At 70.9% G+C, this 16,884-nt stretch carries 13 protein-coding genes and 1 pseudogene; 3 read left to right on the forward strand and 11 right to left on the reverse strand.

Annotated elements, in window-relative coordinates; translation table 11 throughout:
• Positions 1–4: 4 nt before the first annotated feature.
• From OH809_RS12270 to OH809_RS12285, 4 genes are all read right to left on the reverse strand, one after another.
• A complete protein-coding gene (locus OH809_RS12270; protein ID WP_406422354.1) occupies positions 5–322 on the reverse strand; it encodes a hypothetical protein in 318 nt (105 codons plus the stop codon).
• Between the two features lie 123 nt (positions 323–445).
• Positions 446–751: an AzlD domain-containing protein gene (locus OH809_RS12275; RefSeq protein WP_406515097.1), complete on the reverse strand. Its 306-nt coding sequence runs from the start codon at positions 749–751 to the stop codon at positions 446–448.
• Positions 748–1,575, reverse strand: coding sequence for an AzlC family ABC transporter permease (locus OH809_RS12280; protein WP_406422352.1), 828 nt, complete (start codon positions 1,573–1,575; stop codon positions 748–750). The genes OH809_RS12275 and OH809_RS12280 overlap by 4 nt, the downstream gene beginning before the upstream one ends.
• A 10-nt stretch (positions 1,576–1,585) precedes the next feature.
• Positions 1,586–2,473 carry an AraC family ligand binding domain-containing protein gene (locus OH809_RS12285; RefSeq protein ID WP_406422351.1) on the reverse strand — a complete coding sequence of 296 codons (888 nt, stop codon included), beginning with the start codon at positions 2,471–2,473 and terminating at the stop codon, positions 1,586–1,588.
• A gap of 150 nt (positions 2,474–2,623) precedes the next feature.
• Between OH809_RS12285 and OH809_RS12290 the strand changes: the two genes are divergently transcribed.
• From OH809_RS12290 to OH809_RS12300, 3 genes and pseudogenes are all read left to right on the forward strand, one after another.
• Positions 2,624–7,291, forward strand: a complete 4,668-nt coding sequence (locus OH809_RS12290; protein WP_406515098.1) for a DEAD/DEAH box helicase — start codon at positions 2,624–2,626, stop codon at positions 7,289–7,291.
• Positions 7,292–7,362: 71 nt separating this feature from the next.
• Positions 7,363–8,163, forward strand: a complete 801-nt coding sequence (locus tag OH809_RS12295) for a DNA-formamidopyrimidine glycosylase family protein (RefSeq protein WP_406422349.1) — start codon at positions 7,363–7,365, stop codon at positions 8,161–8,163.
• Positions 8,164–8,199: 36 nt separating this feature from the next.
• A pseudogene (locus OH809_RS12300) lies at positions 8,200–8,963 on the forward strand (SDR family NAD(P)-dependent oxidoreductase).
• On the opposite strand, the gene OH809_RS12305 reads toward OH809_RS12300, so the two are convergent.
• From OH809_RS12305 to OH809_RS12335, 7 genes are all read right to left on the reverse strand, one after another.
• Entirely contained in the window at positions 8,911–9,225 is a 315-nt protein-coding gene (locus OH809_RS12305; RefSeq protein WP_406422348.1) for a hypothetical protein, read from the reverse strand. The pseudogene OH809_RS12300 and the gene OH809_RS12305 overlap by 53 nt on opposite strands.
• Positions 9,226–9,718: 493 nt before the next feature.
• Positions 9,719–10,102 (reverse strand): helix-turn-helix domain-containing protein, encoded by a 384-nt coding sequence (locus OH809_RS12310; RefSeq protein ID WP_018105285.1) that lies wholly within the window; start codon positions 10,100–10,102, stop codon positions 9,719–9,721.
• A 109-nt stretch (positions 10,103–10,211) separates the two neighbouring features.
• Entirely contained in the window at positions 10,212–10,721 is a 510-nt protein-coding gene (locus tag OH809_RS12315) for a CinA family protein (protein ID WP_406422347.1), read from the reverse strand.
• Positions 10,718–11,422 (reverse strand): CDP-diacylglycerol--glycerol-3-phosphate 3-phosphatidyltransferase, encoded by a 705-nt coding sequence (gene pgsA, locus OH809_RS12320; protein WP_406422346.1) that lies wholly within the window; start codon positions 11,420–11,422, stop codon positions 10,718–10,720. Before pgsA ends, OH809_RS12315 begins: the two co-directional genes overlap by 4 nt.
• The gene (gene rimO / locus OH809_RS12325) at positions 11,419–12,897 is read right to left on the reverse strand and encodes a 30S ribosomal protein S12 methylthiotransferase RimO (protein WP_406422345.1); all 1,479 of its coding nucleotides are present in this window, start codon (positions 12,895–12,897) and stop codon (positions 11,419–11,421) included. The genes pgsA and rimO overlap by 4 nt, the downstream gene beginning before the upstream one ends.
• 123 nt (positions 12,898–13,020) lie before the next feature.
• Positions 13,021–13,821: a helix-turn-helix domain-containing protein gene (locus OH809_RS12330; protein ID WP_406422344.1), complete on the reverse strand. Its 801-nt coding sequence runs from the start codon at positions 13,819–13,821 to the stop codon at positions 13,021–13,023.
• A gap of 204 nt (positions 13,822–14,025) precedes the next feature.
• Positions 14,026–16,788 carry a DNA translocase FtsK gene (locus tag OH809_RS12335; RefSeq protein WP_406422343.1) on the reverse strand — a complete coding sequence of 921 codons (2,763 nt, stop codon included), beginning with the start codon at positions 16,786–16,788 and terminating at the stop codon, positions 14,026–14,028.
• Positions 16,789–16,884: the final 96 nt, after the last annotated feature.

A 16,884-nucleotide genomic window follows, 5' to 3' on the forward strand; every position in this document is an offset into this window, starting at 1 on the left:
GTCGTCATGGGGCGGCGGACGCGCCGTCGGTCCCCGGGGCGGGGCCGTGGAGCAGGGCAGCGACCCGGTGGTTGCTGGGGCCAGGGCGCGACGGACGGAATGCGAGGAACACGTCGTCCAGGCAGCGCGGTCCGGACGGCAGCCCGCACAGCCGCGCCGCCCGCAGGATCTCCAGGGCCGTACGGGACGCCTCGGGGACCGCTGCCGGAACGGCGGCGACCCTCGCCTCGACGCCACAGGCCCGGTCGGCCGAGCCCGGTGTGGCGCTGGGTGCCCCGGCCTCCGTCCATGTGCCGGTCGGCGTCCTGTCGCCGCGGGTCACGACCGGGGGGCCGATCGTGCACCGAGGCAGCGCCGACGACGGACGGGGTAAGGGGCTCTACCCAATGGGCCGAGCCCCTTACCCCGTGCCTGTCCGAGCACGCTGTCTGTCCGACCAGGTTGTCTATTCGAGCGCGCGCACCCCGGCCGTGACGACGACGGCAGCTCCCACGACCACCAGGAAGGGTGCGCGCAGCACCAGGGCGAGTGCGGCGGCGGCGAGCCCCGCACCCCGGGCGTCGAGCACCAGCTGCTGTCCGTTCCCGAAGGTCTGCTGCGCCGTGAGGGCCGCCAGGAGTGCCACCGGCAGGAGCGCTGCAAGACGCTGCACGAGCGGACGTTCCAGTGCCCCTGCGGGGATCAGCAGTCCCAGCAGCTTGGCGAGGTAGCAGCCGGCGGCGGTGAGGGCGATCGCTATCCATACGTTCATCGGGCGTCCTCCGTCGTGGTCGCGTCCTTGACCGGGCTGTCCTTGGCCGGGCTGTCCGTGGCCGACGCCTTCCTGCGTCCCATCAGGAAGAGAACGGCAGGTGCGGCAAGCGCGGCAAGCAGTACGGGTACGCCCGCGGGCAGCATGGGCAGCGCCCCCAGGGCGAGCAGGACGGCGAGAGCGGCGGTGATGCGCTCCGTGGTGCTCTTCAGCATCGGAGCGAGCAGGGCGAGGAAGACGGCGGGGCTTGCCGCGTCCAGCCCCCAGGTGTCGGTGTCGCCGAGCGCCTCGGCGCCCAGCGCCCCCAGCAATGTGGTCAGGTTCCACAGCACGTACAGGGTGAGTCCGGTGACGGTGAAGCCGATCCGTGCGGCCCGCCGGGTGGGCTGCGGCAGCGTCACCGCGGTCGTCTCGTCGATGACCCAGTGGGCGGCGAGCGGTCGCACGGCGCGCGGGAGGGCGAGCAGCTGTGACAGCCGCAGACCGTAGAAGGCGTTGCGTACGCCGAGGAAGAACGCACCGGCGGCGGCGGTGTACGGGTTTCCGCCTGCGGCAAGGGCTCCCACCAGCGCGAACTGCGAGGCGCCGGTGAAGACGAGGAGGCTGAGCGCGCAGGTCTGGAGCAGGCTCAGGCCGGAGCCCGCCGAGGTGACACCGAAGGCGAAGCCGGAGAGGCCCACCGCGATACCGACGCCGAGCGCGTCGCGGATGACGGCCGCGTCCGGCTTCGCCTCGCCGACGGCGGCGATGCCACCGGCGGTGACGCCGTCGGCGGTCTCGGATGTCTCGCCGAGTCTCTCTGAGGATGCTGTCTGTTCTGGCACGTCCGGAACGCTACGCGGACGAATCGGGACCGGTCTTGTACGTTTTTGCGCGTTCGCGCTGGTAGGCACCGGGCGGCACCCCCACAATCCGGGTGAAATGACGGTTGAGGTGCGGCTGATCGGTGAAGCCGACCTCTGCCGCCGCGTCCGCCGGCGCGATGCCCGCATCGAGCATCCGCCGTGCACGCCGCACCCGGGCATCGGTGAGCCAAGTGTGCGGCGGCATCCCGTACTGCTTCTTGAACGCACGCAGCAGGGCGAAGGGGCTGGTGCCGAGCTCGGCGGCCAACGTCTCCAGCGTCGGCGGCTCGGCCATGCGGCTCTCCAGCACCGCACGCGCCCGCTCCGCGTCCTGGGCGCCGGCCGACCGGGGAGCACGGGCGGGCAGCACGCTGCCGTGGCGGCTGAGCAGCCGCGCGACCATGATCCGCAGCATGCTGTCGGCGGCGAGCGCATTGCCCTCCTCGGCCGCCCGGTGCACCTCACCGATGAGCCGGGCCGCCTCCGGGTCCAGGACGCTGGTCTCGGCGAAGCCGACCGTGCCGCGCAGCCGCGTCGTATCGGCCGCGATGTCGTTGATCACCTGTGCAGACGGGTACAGCGTGGCGTACACCCAGCCCTCGGGGGCCCCGGCCCGGGCGGTGTGCGGCACCTCCGGATTGATCATGACGACGGTGCCGGGACCCGCGTGCACGGTGCCGCCGGGCAGCCCGACGTCCTCGACGCCCCGGGTGATGGTGCCGAAGACATAGCCCTCGTGGCTGTGGCGCGGGAAAGTGTGGCGGACGTACCGGGCGCGCAGAAGATCGAGGTCGGGCAGTTCCGCGTACTGCCAGTACCTCGCCCACTCCCCCGCAGCCGAAGCCGGGGCCGGCCCCGGGACCGATCGTGCCGCCATACCCGGAATTCTTGCAGGTGCCGGCCGTGGTCAGCGTCCGGTACCGGCCGTTCTCACCGCCCGGTACCGACCCTCGTCACCCTTGGGTACCGATCCTTGTCACCCTCCGGCATCAGTCCGTTGTCAGTGGTCGGGTGCACGATGGGGGACATGGCCGGCTCTGCTCTCGATGCGTTCTCCCCCGCCACCCGCAGCTGGTTCGCGGGTGCCTTCAGCGCGCCGACGTCCGCGCAGGAGGGCGCCTGGCGGGCGATCGGCGAGGGCTCGGACGTGCTGGTCGTCGCGCCCACCGGATCGGGCAAGACGCTCGCCGCGTTTCTCGCCGCGCTGGACCGGCTGGCAGCCGTTCCGCCGCCCGCCGAGGCGAAGAAGCGCTGCCGCGTGCTGTACGTGTCGCCGCTCAAGGCCCTCGCGGTCGATGTGGAGCGCAACCTCCGCTCGCCGCTGATCGGCATCCGCCAGGAATCGGTGCGCCTCGGGCTGCCCGAGCCCGATGTGCGGGTCGGCATCCGGTCGGGCGACACCCCGCCCGCCGAGCGCCGCTCCATGGCGACCCGCCCGCCGGACATCCTGATCACCACCCCCGAGTCGCTGTTCCTGATGCTGACGTCGTCGGCGCGCGAGGCCCTGTCGGGGATCGAAACGATAATTCTGGACGAGGTGCACGCCGTCGCCGGTACGAAGCGGGGCGCCCATCTCGCTGTATCGCTGGAGCGCCTCGACGAGCTGCTGCCGCGTCCCGCGCGGCGGATCGGTCTGTCGGCGACGGTCCGTCCGGTCGACGAGGTGGCGCGGTTCCTCTCCCCGCAGCGCAAGGTGGAGATCGTCCAGCCGCCGTCCACGAAGCAGTTCGATCTGTCGGTGGTCGTGCCGGTGGAGGATCTGGGCGAGCTCGGCGGTTCCCCCGCCACGGACCCGGACCAGGGGGGCCAGGCGGACAAGCCGTCGATCTGGCCGCATGTCGAGGAGCGGATCGCCGATCTCGTCCAGGCGCACCGCTCCACCATCGTCTTCGCCAACTCCCGCCGTCTCGCGGAGCGGTTGTGCAACCGGCTCAACGAGATCGCGTACGAGCGGGTCACCGGCGAGACAATGCCGGAGGCCCACTCCCCCGCCGAGATCATGGCCGAGTCCGGTGCGGCGAAGGGCGCCCCCGCGCTGCTCGCCCGTGCCCACCACGGTTCGGTCTCCAAGGAGCAGCGCGCCCAGGTCGAGGAGGACCTCAAGGCGGGCCGGCTGCCCGCCGTGGTCGCCACCTCCAGCCTGGAGCTGGGCATCGACATGGGTGCGGTCGATCTGGTGATCCAGGTGGAGTCGCCGCCGTCGGTCGCCTCCGGGCTGCAGCGGGTCGGCCGTGCCGGCCACCAGGTCGGCGCGGTCTCCACCGGAGTGGTGTTCCCGAAGTACCGGGGGGATCTGGTGCAGTCGGCGGTGGTCACCGAGCGGATGCGCACCGGCTCGATCGAGGCGCTCCGGATCCCGTCGAACCCGCTGGACGTGCTGGCCCAGCAGCTGGTCGCCATGGTCGCCCTGGACACCTGGCAGGTGGACGACCTGCTGGCCGTGACCCGCCGCGCGGCCCCCTTCGCCTCGCTCCCGGAGTCGGCGTTCACGGCCGTGCTGGACATGCTGGCGGGCCGCTATCCGTCCGATGCCTTCGCCGAGCTGCGTCCGCGCGTGGTGTGGGACCGTGTCGCCGGTACGGTCACTGGCCGCCCCGGCGCCCAGCGGCTCGCCGTCACCTCCGGCGGCACGATCCCCGACCGCGGGCTCTTCGGGGTCTTCCTCGCCGGGGCCGACCCCAAGAAGGGCGGCGGCCGGGTCGGCGAGCTGGACGAGGAGATGGTGTACGAGTCCCGGGTCGGCGATGTCTTCACCCTGGGCACTACGTCCTGGCGGATCGAGGACATCACCCGCGACCGGGTCCTGGTGTTGCCCGCCCCTGGCGTTCCGGGACGGCTGCCGTTCTGGAAGGGCGACCAGCTGGGCCGCCCGCTGGAGCTCGGCCGCGCTCTGGGCGCGTTCCTCCGTGAGATCGGCGGACTGTCGCCCGAGGACTCCAGGTCGCGGCTGCTCGCCGCCGGTCTCGACACCTGGGCCGCCGACAACGTCCTGTCGTACATCGACGAGCAGCGCGCCGCCTGCGGCCATGTCCCCGATGACCGGACCATCCTCGTCGAGCGCTTCCGCGACGAGCTGGGCGACTGGCGGGTCGTCGTGCACTCCCCCTTCGGCGCGCAGGTCCACGCCCCTTGGGCGCTGGCTCTGAGTGCGCGCCTCGCCGAGCGGTACGGCATGGATGCCCAGGTGATGCATGCCGACGACGGCATCGTGCTGCGGCTCCCCGACGCCGACATGATGGGCCTGGACCTTCTGGATTTCGATCCGTCCTTCGATCCGTCCGAGGATCCGGTCCGGGAACCGGCTGCCCCGTTGGCCGCGGCATACGACAGCGAACAGCCTCCGGTCGGCGCCGCGGACGTCGCCTTCGACCAGGGCGAGATCAACCAGATCGTCACCGACCAGGTCGGCGGATCGGCTCTGTTCGCCTCCCGCTTCCGCGAGTGCGCGGCGCGCGCCCTGCTGCTGCCCCGTCGCAGCCCCGGCAAGCGCACCCCGCTCTGGCAGCAGCGCCAGCGTGCCGCCCAGCTCCTCCAGGTGGCCGCCGGGTTCGGCTCCTTCCCGATCGTTCTCGAAGCGGTCCGCGAATGCCTTCAGGACGTCTTCGACGTCCCCGGGCTCGTGGAACTGATGGGCGACCTCGAAGCGCGCCGCGTCCGCCTGGTCGAGGTGACCACCCAGGAGCCCTCGCCCTTCGCCCGCTCGCTCCTCTTCGGCTACGTCGCACAGTTCCTGTACGAGGGCGACTCGCCGCTGGCCGAGCGGCGGGCGGCCGCGCTCTCCCTGGACTCCCATCTCCTCGCCGAGCTTCTCGGCCAGGCGGAACTGCGCGAGCTGCTCGACGCCGAGGTGCTGGGCGAGCTGCAGCAGGAGCTCCAGTGGCTCACCGAGGACCGCCGGATCAAGGACATCGAGGGAGTCGCCGATCTGCTGCGCGTCCTCGGCCCGCTCACCGAGGCCGAGTTGGCCGAGCGCGGCGCCGAGCAGCCCTGGGCCGCGGAGCTGGCCTCGGCCCGCCGGGCCATCCGGGTCCGGATCGGCGGAGCCGACCACTGGGCGGCGATCGAGGACGCCGGCCGGCTGCGGGACGCGCTGGGCACGGCCCTCCCCGTCGGCGTCCCTGAGGCTTTCACCGAGCCGGTGAAGGATCCGCTCGGCGATCTCCTTGCCCGCTACGCCCGCACGCACGGCCCGTTCACCTCCACCCAGGCGGCTGCCCGCTTCGGCCTCGGCACCGCCGTCACGGACGGTGCGCTGCAGCGGCTCGCCGCCTCGGGCCGGATTGTGCAGGGCGAGTTCCACCCCGCCGGCATCGGCCAGGAGTGGTGTGACGCCACGGTGCTGCGCCGGCTCCGCCGCCGCTCGCTCGCCGCCCTGCGCCAGGAGCTGGAGCCGGTCCCGCCCGCAGCCCTCGCCGGCTTCCTTCCGCAGTGGCAGCATCTCGGGAACAACAGCCTGCGAGGAATCGACGGACTGGCCCGCGCCATCGAGCAGTTGCAGGGCGCTCCTGTCCCCGCATCGGCGCTGGAGAAGCTGATCCTGCCGGGACGCGTCACGGGATACGCCCCCGCCCTGCTCGACGAACTCACCACCACCGGCGAGGTGATCTGGGCCGGTGCGGGTGCCCTTCCCGGCAAGGACGGCTGGCTGTCCCTCTATCTCGCCGACAGCGCACCCCTGCTCCTCCCACCCCCGCACCCTCTCGAACTCAGTGCGCTGCACGAATCCGTCCTCACCGCACTGACCGGCGGATACGGGCTGTTCTTCCGGCAGATCGCCGATCAGGTGCGCGCCACCACACACCCGGACTGCGCCGATCCGCAACTCGCCGATGCCCTCTGGGACCTGACCTGGTCCGGCCGGCTGACCAACGACACGCTGGCCCCGCTGCGCTCACTCCTCGGCTCCGGACGCACTGCGGGATCGACGGCCCACCGCGCCAGGCGCAGCATCCCGCGCGGCCGTTACGGCTCGCTCACCGCCACGGCCCGCCCTGCATCGCGCACCGGTCCGCCCACCGTCTCGGGCCGCTGGTCCCTGCTGCCCGGTACCGAGCCCGATCCCACACACCGCGCCCACGCCTTGGCCCGCACCCTCCTCGACCGGCACGGTGTGGTGACCCGTGGCGCGGTCCAGGCCGAAGGCGTCGAGGGCGGCTTTGCCGCGACGTATCGGATCCTTGCCGCCTTCGAGGACAACGGGCAGGCCCGCCGCGGCTATGTCGTCGAGGGTCTGGGGGCGGCCCAGTTCGCGATGGACGGCGCGGTCGACCGGCTCCGTGCGGTCTCCACCGCCCGCGACCGTACGGAACCGGGCTCGGCGCCCCGCGCCCTGGTTCTCGCGGCCGCCGATCCGGCCAATGCGTACGGCGCGGCCCTGTCCTGGCCCGAACCGCCGGACGGCGCCGGACACAGACCGGGGCGCAAGGCAGGTGCCCTGGTCGTCCTGGTCGACGGCGAACTGACGCTGTACATGGAGCGCGGCGGCAAGACGCTGCTCGCTTGGCCGACCGACCCGGAGGACCCCGCGCTCCGGGCGGCGGCCGAGGCGCTGGCCGGCGCAGCGCGCGCCGGGGCGCTCGGCACGGTCACGGTGGAGCGCACCAACGGCGCCTCGTCCCTGACCTCGCCGCTGGGTCGCACGCTGGAGACGGCCGGATTCCACGCCACTCCAAGAGGCCTCCGCCTGCGCGCGTGACCCCGCACACCGCCGCACACATCCACCGGTACCCGCCCGCATGCCCACCCCGCACCACGCATCATGGAGGTATGCCCGAGGGAGATACCGTCCTGCAGACCGCCCAGCGTCTGCACATCGCGCTGGCCGGTCAGGTCCTCACCCACTCCGACCTGCGCGTCCCCCGCTTCGCCACCGCGGACCTCACGGGCCGGACCGTTCTCGGCGTCACCCCGCGCGGCAAGCATCTCCTCACCCGGATCGAGGGCGGCCTCACCCTGCACAGCCATCTCGGGATGGACGGCGCCTGGCGCCTCTACGCTGCGCGCGAGCGCTGGCGCGGCGGCCCGGGCCACCAGATCCGCGCGGTCCTCTCCACCGCCCACCTCACCGCGGTCGGCTACCGGCTCCCCGTTCTCGAACTCCTCCGCACAGCCGACGAGGAGAAGGCGGTCGGCCACCTCGGGCCCGATCTGCTGGGCCCCGGCTGGGACCCCGACACCGCCCTGCGCAACCTGCTGGCCGACCCCGCCCGCCCCCTCGGCGAAGCCCTCCTCGACCAGCGCAACCTGGCCGGTATCGGCAACATCTACAAGGCCGAGCTCTGCTTCCTCGCGCGCGCCACCCCCTGGCTCCCCGTCGGAGAGCTGCCCACCTCCACCGCCGCCCGTCTGGTAGCCACGGCCAAGCAACTCCTCGAAGCCAACCGCAACCGCACGGTCCGCACGACCACCCGAGCACAGCCCAACGGCTACGGCCCCCGTGAGCGCCTCTGGGTCTACGGCAGGACACACCGCCCCTGTCTGCGCTGCGGCACCCCCATCCGCGCGGCGGAGCAGGTCACCCGCCCCGCCTACTGGTGCCCCCGCTGCCAATCAGGCCCCACACCATAGTTGACGCATCGTCAGATCCAGTCGTACGGTCCGGACATGCCTCTCACCGCGTACGACCTCACCGGCAGGTCCGCGTTCATCACCGGAGCGGCCGGCGGCATCGGCCGAGCCTGCGCCGTCCTGCTCGCGCAGGCGGGAGCCACCGTCCACTGCGCGGACCTCGACGAGAAGGGTCTGCTGGAGACCCGGGAAATGATCACTGCGGCTGGTGGCGAAGCCCCACCCATCCCCTTGATGTCACCGACCGCAGTCAGCTCAGGAGCGCGGTCGCCACAGCGGGTGAGGTCGGCATCCTGGCCGCCGTCGCCGGAATCATGCATACGAGCAGCGTTCTGGAGACGACTGACGAGGACCTGGACCGGGTCATGGCCGTCAATTTCAAGGGGGTTCTGTATGCCTGCCAGGAGGTCGCCCGCAGCATGATCGCGCGCGGCGCACCCGGCTCGATGATCACCATGGCCTCGGGCGCGGTCGACGCCTCAAGTCCGGGCCTGCTCTGCTACAGCGCGGCCAAGGCGGCAGTCGTCCAGCTGACCAGGACCCTGGCGACCGAGCTGGGCCCTCAGGGCATCCGCGTCAACGCCGTCGCCCCCGGTTGGATCCGTACGCCGATGACCGCCCGACACGACGCAGAGCAGCAGCACCGGGCCGAGGGCGCGATGGTACGGATATCCGCGCTCGGCCGGGTGGGTGAGCCCGAGGACGTCGCCCACACGGTCCTGCATCTCGCATCCGACGCTTCGGCCTTCATGACCGGTCAGATTCTCCGTCCGAACGGCGGCGTCGCCATGCCCTGGTAGTACGCCAGGCCGTCTCGACACCGCGCACCCCGGTCACGCACCACGCGCCCGCGGCGGCACCGATCGTCTCCGCACGGGCCCTGATCGTTCCCGTGGGCCGGACGCTCGCGGCCACATGGACGGGCAGGAGGCTGAGCCCCCATCCGCCCGCCGTCACCGCGCCCTCGACCAGCCCGGCATGTTCCGGCTGAAGGACCAGCCGGAGCACGGCCCACCACCACACCCCGCCGAGAACGAGCGCGGGCACCCATCTCCGTACCATGGCTGCCTCCTCCGGCCGAACCTAGTCCGGCCCGATCGCCCAGCGGGAGGGCGTACCGGCGCAGTACCGGCGCAGTACCGGCGCGCATGTCCGAGGCGGACACCGTTACGCGCTCTCCGTCTGGCTCGTCCAGGTGTGTTGCCGCAGGTTCACGGCCCAAGCTGCGCGTGGAACAGCACTTCGGAACCGATACCGCTCAGGCACTGCGCGATCTCGGTGACCCTGGTGTTCCTCTCTGCAGTCTCGCCCGGGACCACCGGAGCCGCATCCAGAACCTCCGGTGCGGCCGTCGAAGGGCAGCTACTTCTCCGCAGTGGATGAGCTGAAGCGGTGCTTCGGACGCAGGGCGACCTGAGGACGCAAGCTTCGTTGACCGGCGCACGCATCCGAAACGGCGAGCGAGTCCCTGATGGCGGCGTCCGCACACACCAGAGCCCCGGCCACCCCCGCGAAGGGGCCGGCCGGGGCTCTGGTTCACACCGGACCGCGCGGGTCAGGCGGCGACGACATCCACCGCTTCCGCGGGTGCCTTGATCGTCACCCTTCCCGTCGGCACACCTGCCACCGACGTCACGGAGACGGAATTGAGCATCGGGCGTACCGGCACTGGCACCGGATCGCTGGCTGCTGCCGACTCGGCCAGCTCAGCCAGCGACAGCTCATCGCTCACTTCACGCATGAGCTCGGACATCCGTACGTCAAGCGCGTCGCAAATGGCGGAGAGCAGCTCGGAGGATGCCTCCTTCTGCCCCCGCTCCACCTCGGAGAGATAGCCGAGCGAGACTCGGGCGGACGAGGAGACTTCGCGCAGAGTACGGCCTTGGCGCTGGCGCTGCCGACGCAGCACGTCACCAAGCAGGCGACGGAGCAGAATCATCGGTGGCTCCCTCCTCGGACCGCGTAGCCGCATCCTTCACGCCCCACCGTACCGCCTCGCGCTGCGGCCGTGCGGGGAGCGATGTCGTGTTCACTCAGGGCTGCAAACATCAATTCCCCCCGTTCTGTTCCGTATCCTGTGCGCTCACATTGTCGTCGAGTTCTCCGGAGAGCAGTTCGAGCACGCTCCGTACGCTCTCTCTACGGATGTCCGCCCGGTCACCGTTCAACCGCAGCGCGGCCACTTTCTCCGCGCCGTCCGGCCCTGCCACGGCGACGTAGACCGTTCCGACCGGCCTTCCGTCCTGTTCATCGGGTCCCGCGACGCCGGTGGTCGCCACTCCCCAGTCTGCACCGAGAATCCGTCGGACACCGATCGCCATCTGCCGGGCGACCTCGGGATCCACGGCCCCGCGCGCTGCCAGCAGGGCCCCGTCCACAGCCAGCACATCCCGCTTCAGGGGCGTCGCGTAGGCCGTCACGGACCCGCGGAAGGAGCGCGAGGCACCGGGTACGGAAGTGAGCTCCGCCGCAAGCAGGCCGCCGGTCAGCGACTCGGCGACGGCGAGGGTCTCCCCACGCCGTACAAGCTGCTGCAGCACCCGGGCCGCGGCAGTCACCGCTCGGCCTCCGCCGGGCCACGGACCTCGGACGCCTCGGCAGCCGCCGCTGCGGCCCGTTCGGCCGCCAGACCCTGGCGTCGCAGCACGACGGCCTGACGCACGTAGTCGAGTCCGGTGACGACCGTGAGCACGACGGCCACCGCCATCACCCAGAAGCGCAGTGTGGCAAGCGGGCCGGTCAGCGCCAGGACGTACATCCCGACGGCCGTCCCCTGTGCCAGCGTCTTCATCTTCCCGCCGCGACTGGCCGGGATCACCGCATGCCGGATCACCCAGAACCGCATCAGCGTGATGCCGATCTCGCGGAAGAGGATCACGCCGGTGACCCACCACGGCAGATCACCGAGGTACGACAGGCAGATCAGCGCGGCACCCATGATCGCCTTGTCGGCGATCGGGTCGGCGATCTTCCCGAAGTCGGTGACCAGGTTGTACGTACGCGCCAGATGACCGTCGAAAAGGTCGGTGATCATGGCGATGGCGAACGTCGCCCAGGCGAAGGACCGCCAGGCGGGGTCGTAGCCGCCGTTGTGAAGCAGCAGCACGACGAAACCCGGCACCAGCAGCAGCCGCGCCATGGTGAGGATATTGGCGATGTTCCACAGGCTGGCCTGGTTGACGGCCGCAGCGCCCAGCTTGCCGCCGCGGACCGGCTTCGCGCCGGAACCGCCTGCCGCGGATGCCGGGACTCCCGTCATCTGGCTGCCTCCGCAAGCTCGGAACACTCGGCCACCAGGTCCACCCCTTCGGTGCCCACCACCTTTGCCTCGACCATACGGCCCGGCACGAGACCCTCGCGTGCGGTGAAAAGCACCTGGCCGTCCGTTTCGGGTGCCTGGTGCGCGGCACGACCCACCGCGCGCGGCTCGTCCTCGGTGGGGTCGACGGACTCGACCAGCACTTGCAGGGACTCCCCGAGCCGCTCCTCGGCGCGCTGCGAGGTCAGCTCCTCGGCCAGCTGTGAGATGTGCGCGAGCCGTTCCGCGATGACGTCGGCGTCCAGCTTGTTGTCGTAACCGACCGCCTCGGTGCCCTCCTCGTCGGAGTAACCGAAGACGCCGATCGCGTCGAGCCGCGCGCCCGTGAGGAAGCGTTCCAGCTCGGCGAGGTCCGCCTCGGTCTCCCCGGGGAAGCCCACGATGAAGTTCGACCGCGCACCGGCCTGCGGCGCCTTGTTCCGGATGGTCTCCAGGAGCTCCAGGAAGCGGTCGGTGTCGCCGAAGCGGCGCATCGCCCGCAGCACACCGGGGGCGGAGTGCTGGAAGGAGAGGTCGAAGTACGGAGCGACCTTCGGCGTCGAGGTCAGTACGTCGATCAGACCGGGCCGCATCTCGGCGGGCTGCAGGTAGCTGACCCGGATCCGCTCGATCCCGTCGACATCGGCGAGCTCCGGCAGCAGCGTCTCCAGCAGCCGGATATCGCCGAGGTCCTTGCCGTACGAGGTGTTGTTCTCGGAGACCAGCATGACCTCCTTGACGCCCTGCCCGGCCAGCCAGCGGGTCTCCTGCAGCACGTCCGAGGGGCGCCGCGAGATGAAGGAACCGCGGAAGGACGGGATGGCGCAGAACGAGCAGCGGCGGTCGCAGCCGGAGGCGAGCTTCACGGAGGCGACCGGGCTGGTGCCCAGCCGGCGGCGCAGCGGGGCGCGCGGCCCGGAGACCGGAGCAACCCCGTCCGGGAGGTCCGCGGGGGCCGGGGCGGCTTCCTGCGCGTGTCCGGGCAGCGCGACGGCGGCGTCCTGCCGCTCGGCCGGGCTGATCGGCAGCAGCTTGCGCCGGTCACGCGGGGTGTGGGAGGCGTGGATGCCCCCGTTGAGGATGGTCTGGAGGCGGTCGGAGATGTCGGCGTAGTCATCGAATCCGAGGACTCCGTCGGCTTCCGGCAGGGCTTCGGCAAGGTCCTTGCCGTAGCGCTCGGCCATGCAGCCGACGGCGACCACGGCCTGGGTCCGGCCGTGGTCCTTCAGATCGTTGGCTTCGAGGAGTGCGTCGACGGAGTCCTTCTTGGCGGCCTCGACGAACCCACAGGTGTTGACGACGGCGACATCCGCGTCGGAGGCATCCTCGACGAGCTCCCAGCCGTCCGCTGCCAAGCGGCCTGCGAGCTCCTCCGAGTCCACCTCGTTACGGGCGCAGCCAAGAGTGACAAGGGCGACGGTACGGCGTTCGGGCATGGGCTCAAGACTACTTTGTCCTGGCACTGGCCCCGCCGAGCAGGGTTCCCCTGTGACAGCGAGTAACAACGGGTCGAGCGCCCGGCTGGGCGGCCGGGCGCTCGTGTCACAACGTGCTGCCGGTCAGCCGACCTCGGGGTCGCCCTTCGTGTACGTGAGCCGTTCGACCTGACCCGGCTGGAACTTGTCCTCAACCTTCTTCCCGTTGACGAAGAGCTCGATCGAACCGGCGTCTCCAAGGACGAGGTCGACGCGCTCCTTGTCCTGGAAGGTCTTGGACTGGCCCTTCTGCAGCAGACCGTCGAAGAGCATCCGCCCGTTGTGGTCCTTGGCGGAGATCCAGCTGTTGCCCGCAGTGGCGCTGAGCTTGACCGTCACCTTGTCCCGCGGGGCCGCGGCGATGGCGCTGTCGGAGGGTACGGGCTTGGGGTCGGCGGACTTGGTGGGCTTGGGCTTGGGACTGGTCGTGTTGGGCGTCGAGCCCTCCGCGACCTGGGTGGTCGTACCGCTGTCGTCGCCACCCTTGAAGAAGGTGAAGCCGACGAAGCCGATGACGACGACGATCGCCGCGACCATGGCCGCGGTCCAGTTGGGCCGACGGGGATCGGAACGGATCCGCTCGGCTTCGAACAGCGGCGCCGCCGGTGTGGGCGCGGGTCGGCCACCGTGCTCGCCGTCGTACTGCGAAACCAGCGGTTCCGGATCGATGCCTACAGCACGCGCCAACGTACGGATATGGCCGCGGGCGTACACATCGCCGCCACAGCGGGTGAAGTCGTCCTCTTCGATCGCGTGCACGATGGGGATGCGCACCCGGGTGGACGAGCTGACCTCTTCGACCGTGAGACCTGCGGCGATTCGAGCCTGCTGGAGCACTCGACCGATCGAAGGCCGGTCGTCTTCGGGGGAGTTGCCGATGGACACGGGGGCGCCTTTCGAGCGTGAGCCACCTGCTGGGTGTTCAGTCTAGGGGTGGTACGAAAGGGTGGGGCAACCGGGAGAGAGGACTTTGTACGCCATCAGATTCGAACACTGTCCTATTCACCGGACCGCCCCGTGGAAGTACATTCTGCTGTCCCTCCAGTCAAATTGACGTACGACCCGACGAAACGGTTGCTCTTCCCACCCTTACGACTCGGTTTCCCCGCGGATCTGGGCCAGCACCCCGTCCAGCTCGTCCGGTTTCACCATGACGTCGCGCGCCTTCGACCCCTCGCTCGGTCCGACGATGTTGCGCGACTCCATCAGGTCCATCAGCCGGCCTGCCTTGGCGAAGCCGACCCGCAGCTTGCGCTGGAGCATCGAGGTGGACCCGAACTGGGTGGAGACGACCAGTTCGGCTGCCTGGCAGAGCAGATCGAGGTCGTCGCCGATGTCCTCGTCGATCTCCTTCTTCTTGGCGGAGCCGACCACCACGTCCTCGCGGAAGACCGGCGCCATCTGATCCTTGCAGTGCTGGACGATGGCCGCGACCTCGCCCTCGGTGACGAAGGCACCCTGCATGCGGGTGGGCTTGTTGGCACCCATCGGCAGGAACAGTCCGTCACCCTTTCCGATGAGCTTCTCGGCGCCAGGTTGATCCAGGATCACGCGGCTGTCGGCGAGCGACGAGGTCGCGAAGGCAAGCCGGGAGGGCACGTTCGCCTTGATCAGACCGGTGACGACGTCGACCGAGGGCCGCTGGGTCGCGAGCACCAGGTGGATACCGGCGGCGCGCGCCAGCTGGGTGATGCGGACGATGGCGTCCTCGACGTCGCGTGGAGCAACCATCATCAGGTCGGCGAGCTCGTCGACGATCACCAGGAGATACGGGTACGGCGAGAGCTCGCGCTCGCTGCCTTCCGGCGGCTTGACCTTGCCGTTGCGCACGGCCTGGTTGAAGTCGTCGATGTGCCGGTAACCGAACGCGGCGAGGTCGTCGTACCGGAGGTCCATCTCCCGTACGACCCATTGCAGGGCCTCGGCGGCGCGCTTCGGGTTGGTGATGATCGGCGTGATCAGGTGCGGGATGCCCTCGTAAGCGGTCAGTTCGACGCGCTTGGGGTCGACCAGCACCATCCGCACGTCGTCCGGGGTCGCCCGCACCATGACCGAGGTGATCAGGCAGTTGATGCAGGACGACTTGCCGGAACCGGTCGCACCGGCCACCAGCACGTGCGGCATCTTCGCGAGGTTGGCCATCACGTAGCCGCCCTCGACGTCCTTGCCGAGCGCGACCAGCATCGGGTGGTCGTCCTCGGCCGCGTCCGCGAGGCGCAGCACATCGCCGAGGTTGACCATCTCCCGGTCGGTGTTGGGGATCTCGATGCCGACGGCGGACTTCCCCGGGATCGGCGAGATGATCCGGACGTCGGGGCTGGCGACGGCGTACGCGATGTTCTTGGCCAGCGCGGTGATCCGCTCGACCTTCACGGCCGGTCCGAGCTCCACCTCGTACCGCGTCACCGTCGGTCCTCGGGTGAAGCCGGTGACGGCGGCGTCGACCTTGAACTCGGTGAAGACGTTGGTCAGTGAGGCGACGATCGCGTCGTTGGCAGCACTCCGGGTCTTGCCCGGACCGCCGCGTTCCAGCAGATCGAGCGAGGGCAGCGCGTACGTGATGTCGCCGGAGAGCTGCAGCTGCTCGGCGCGGGCCGGCAGGGGCTGGGACTGCGACGGATCGGGGGCGGGCTTCGTCAGATCGGGTACACCGCCGGAGGTCGCCGCGACCTTCCCCGCCCCGGTGCCCGGCTCCGCCTCGCGGGCACCCGGCACCGGAGTGCCCGAGCGCTCGCGGTCACGCTCGACGGAGACGCCCTGGGTCAGGTCGGCGACGATCGCCGAGGGCGGCATGCCGTTGAGCACCGCGCCGTCGAGCGCCGCGGCCGCGGCCGCGGCTACATCCACCGCGTCCATGGTGCGGTTCATCGCGGGCTGCACCGACGGCCTGCGCGGCCTGCGGCGCTTGGAGAGTGCCTCGGCCTCCGCCTGCTCGGGGGCGTACTCCTCGGGCGCCTCGGAGCGGCGTACGGAGGCGCGCCGCGAGCGGGCGGGAAGCGCCTCGCGCCACTGCTCGTCGTACCGCTCGTCGTCGCTCTCGTCCTCCGCCTCGGGGTCGTACACCGGGTCGACGATCCCCAGCCTGGAGCCGAGCAGCCGCAGCCGCTGCGGGATCGCGTTCACCGGGGTCGCGGTGACGACGAGCAGACCGAAGACAGTGAGCAGCAGGAGCAGTGGTACGGCGAGGACCTCGCCCATGGTGAAGACCAGCGGCTTGGAGGCGGCCCAGCCGATGAGTCCGCCGGCGTCCTGCATCGCGTCGGTGCCGTCCCCGCGGCCGGGCGATCCGCACGCGATGTGGACCTGTCCGAGCACGCCGATGACCAGGGCGGAGAGTCCGATGACGATACGGCCGTTGGCCTCGGGCTTCTCGGGATAGAGGATCAGCCGTACGGCGATGGCGCCGAGCAGTACGGGTACGAGCAGATCAAGCCGCCCGAAGGCGCCGGTGACGAGCATCTCGACGAGGTCGCCGACGGGACCCCGCAGATTCGACCAGGTGCCCGCGGCCACGACCAGCGCGAGACCGAGCAGCAGCAGCGCGACGCCGTCCTTGCGGTGTGCGGGATCGAGTCCCTTGGCACCGCGGCCTATGCCGCGGAACATCGCGCCGACGGCGTGGGCCGCACCGAGCCAGACGGCGCGCACCAGCCGGTACACACCCCCGGTGGGAGACGGTGCGGGCCTGGGCGCCGCCGCCTTCTTCGCCACCGCCTTCTTGGCCGGAGCCTTCTTCGCGGGTGTGGTCTTCTTCGCGGGCGCGGCTTTCTTCGCCGGGCCCCCGGTACGGCCGGGACGCTTCGCGGTGCCCGCCGTGCCCTGGGAACCCTTGCCGGACGTACGTGAGGCCATGGGGCCGAGGTTACCGGTGTTGGCCGCCGTGAACACGTGCCCCTCTTGGTTCACCCGACCGTGTCGCCCTACAGAGACCGGAAACTGACGCGCCCT

Source organism: Streptomyces sp. NBC_00873, from assembly GCF_045207415.1.
Taxonomy (GTDB): Bacteria; Actinomycetota; Actinomycetes; order Streptomycetales; family Streptomycetaceae; genus Streptomyces.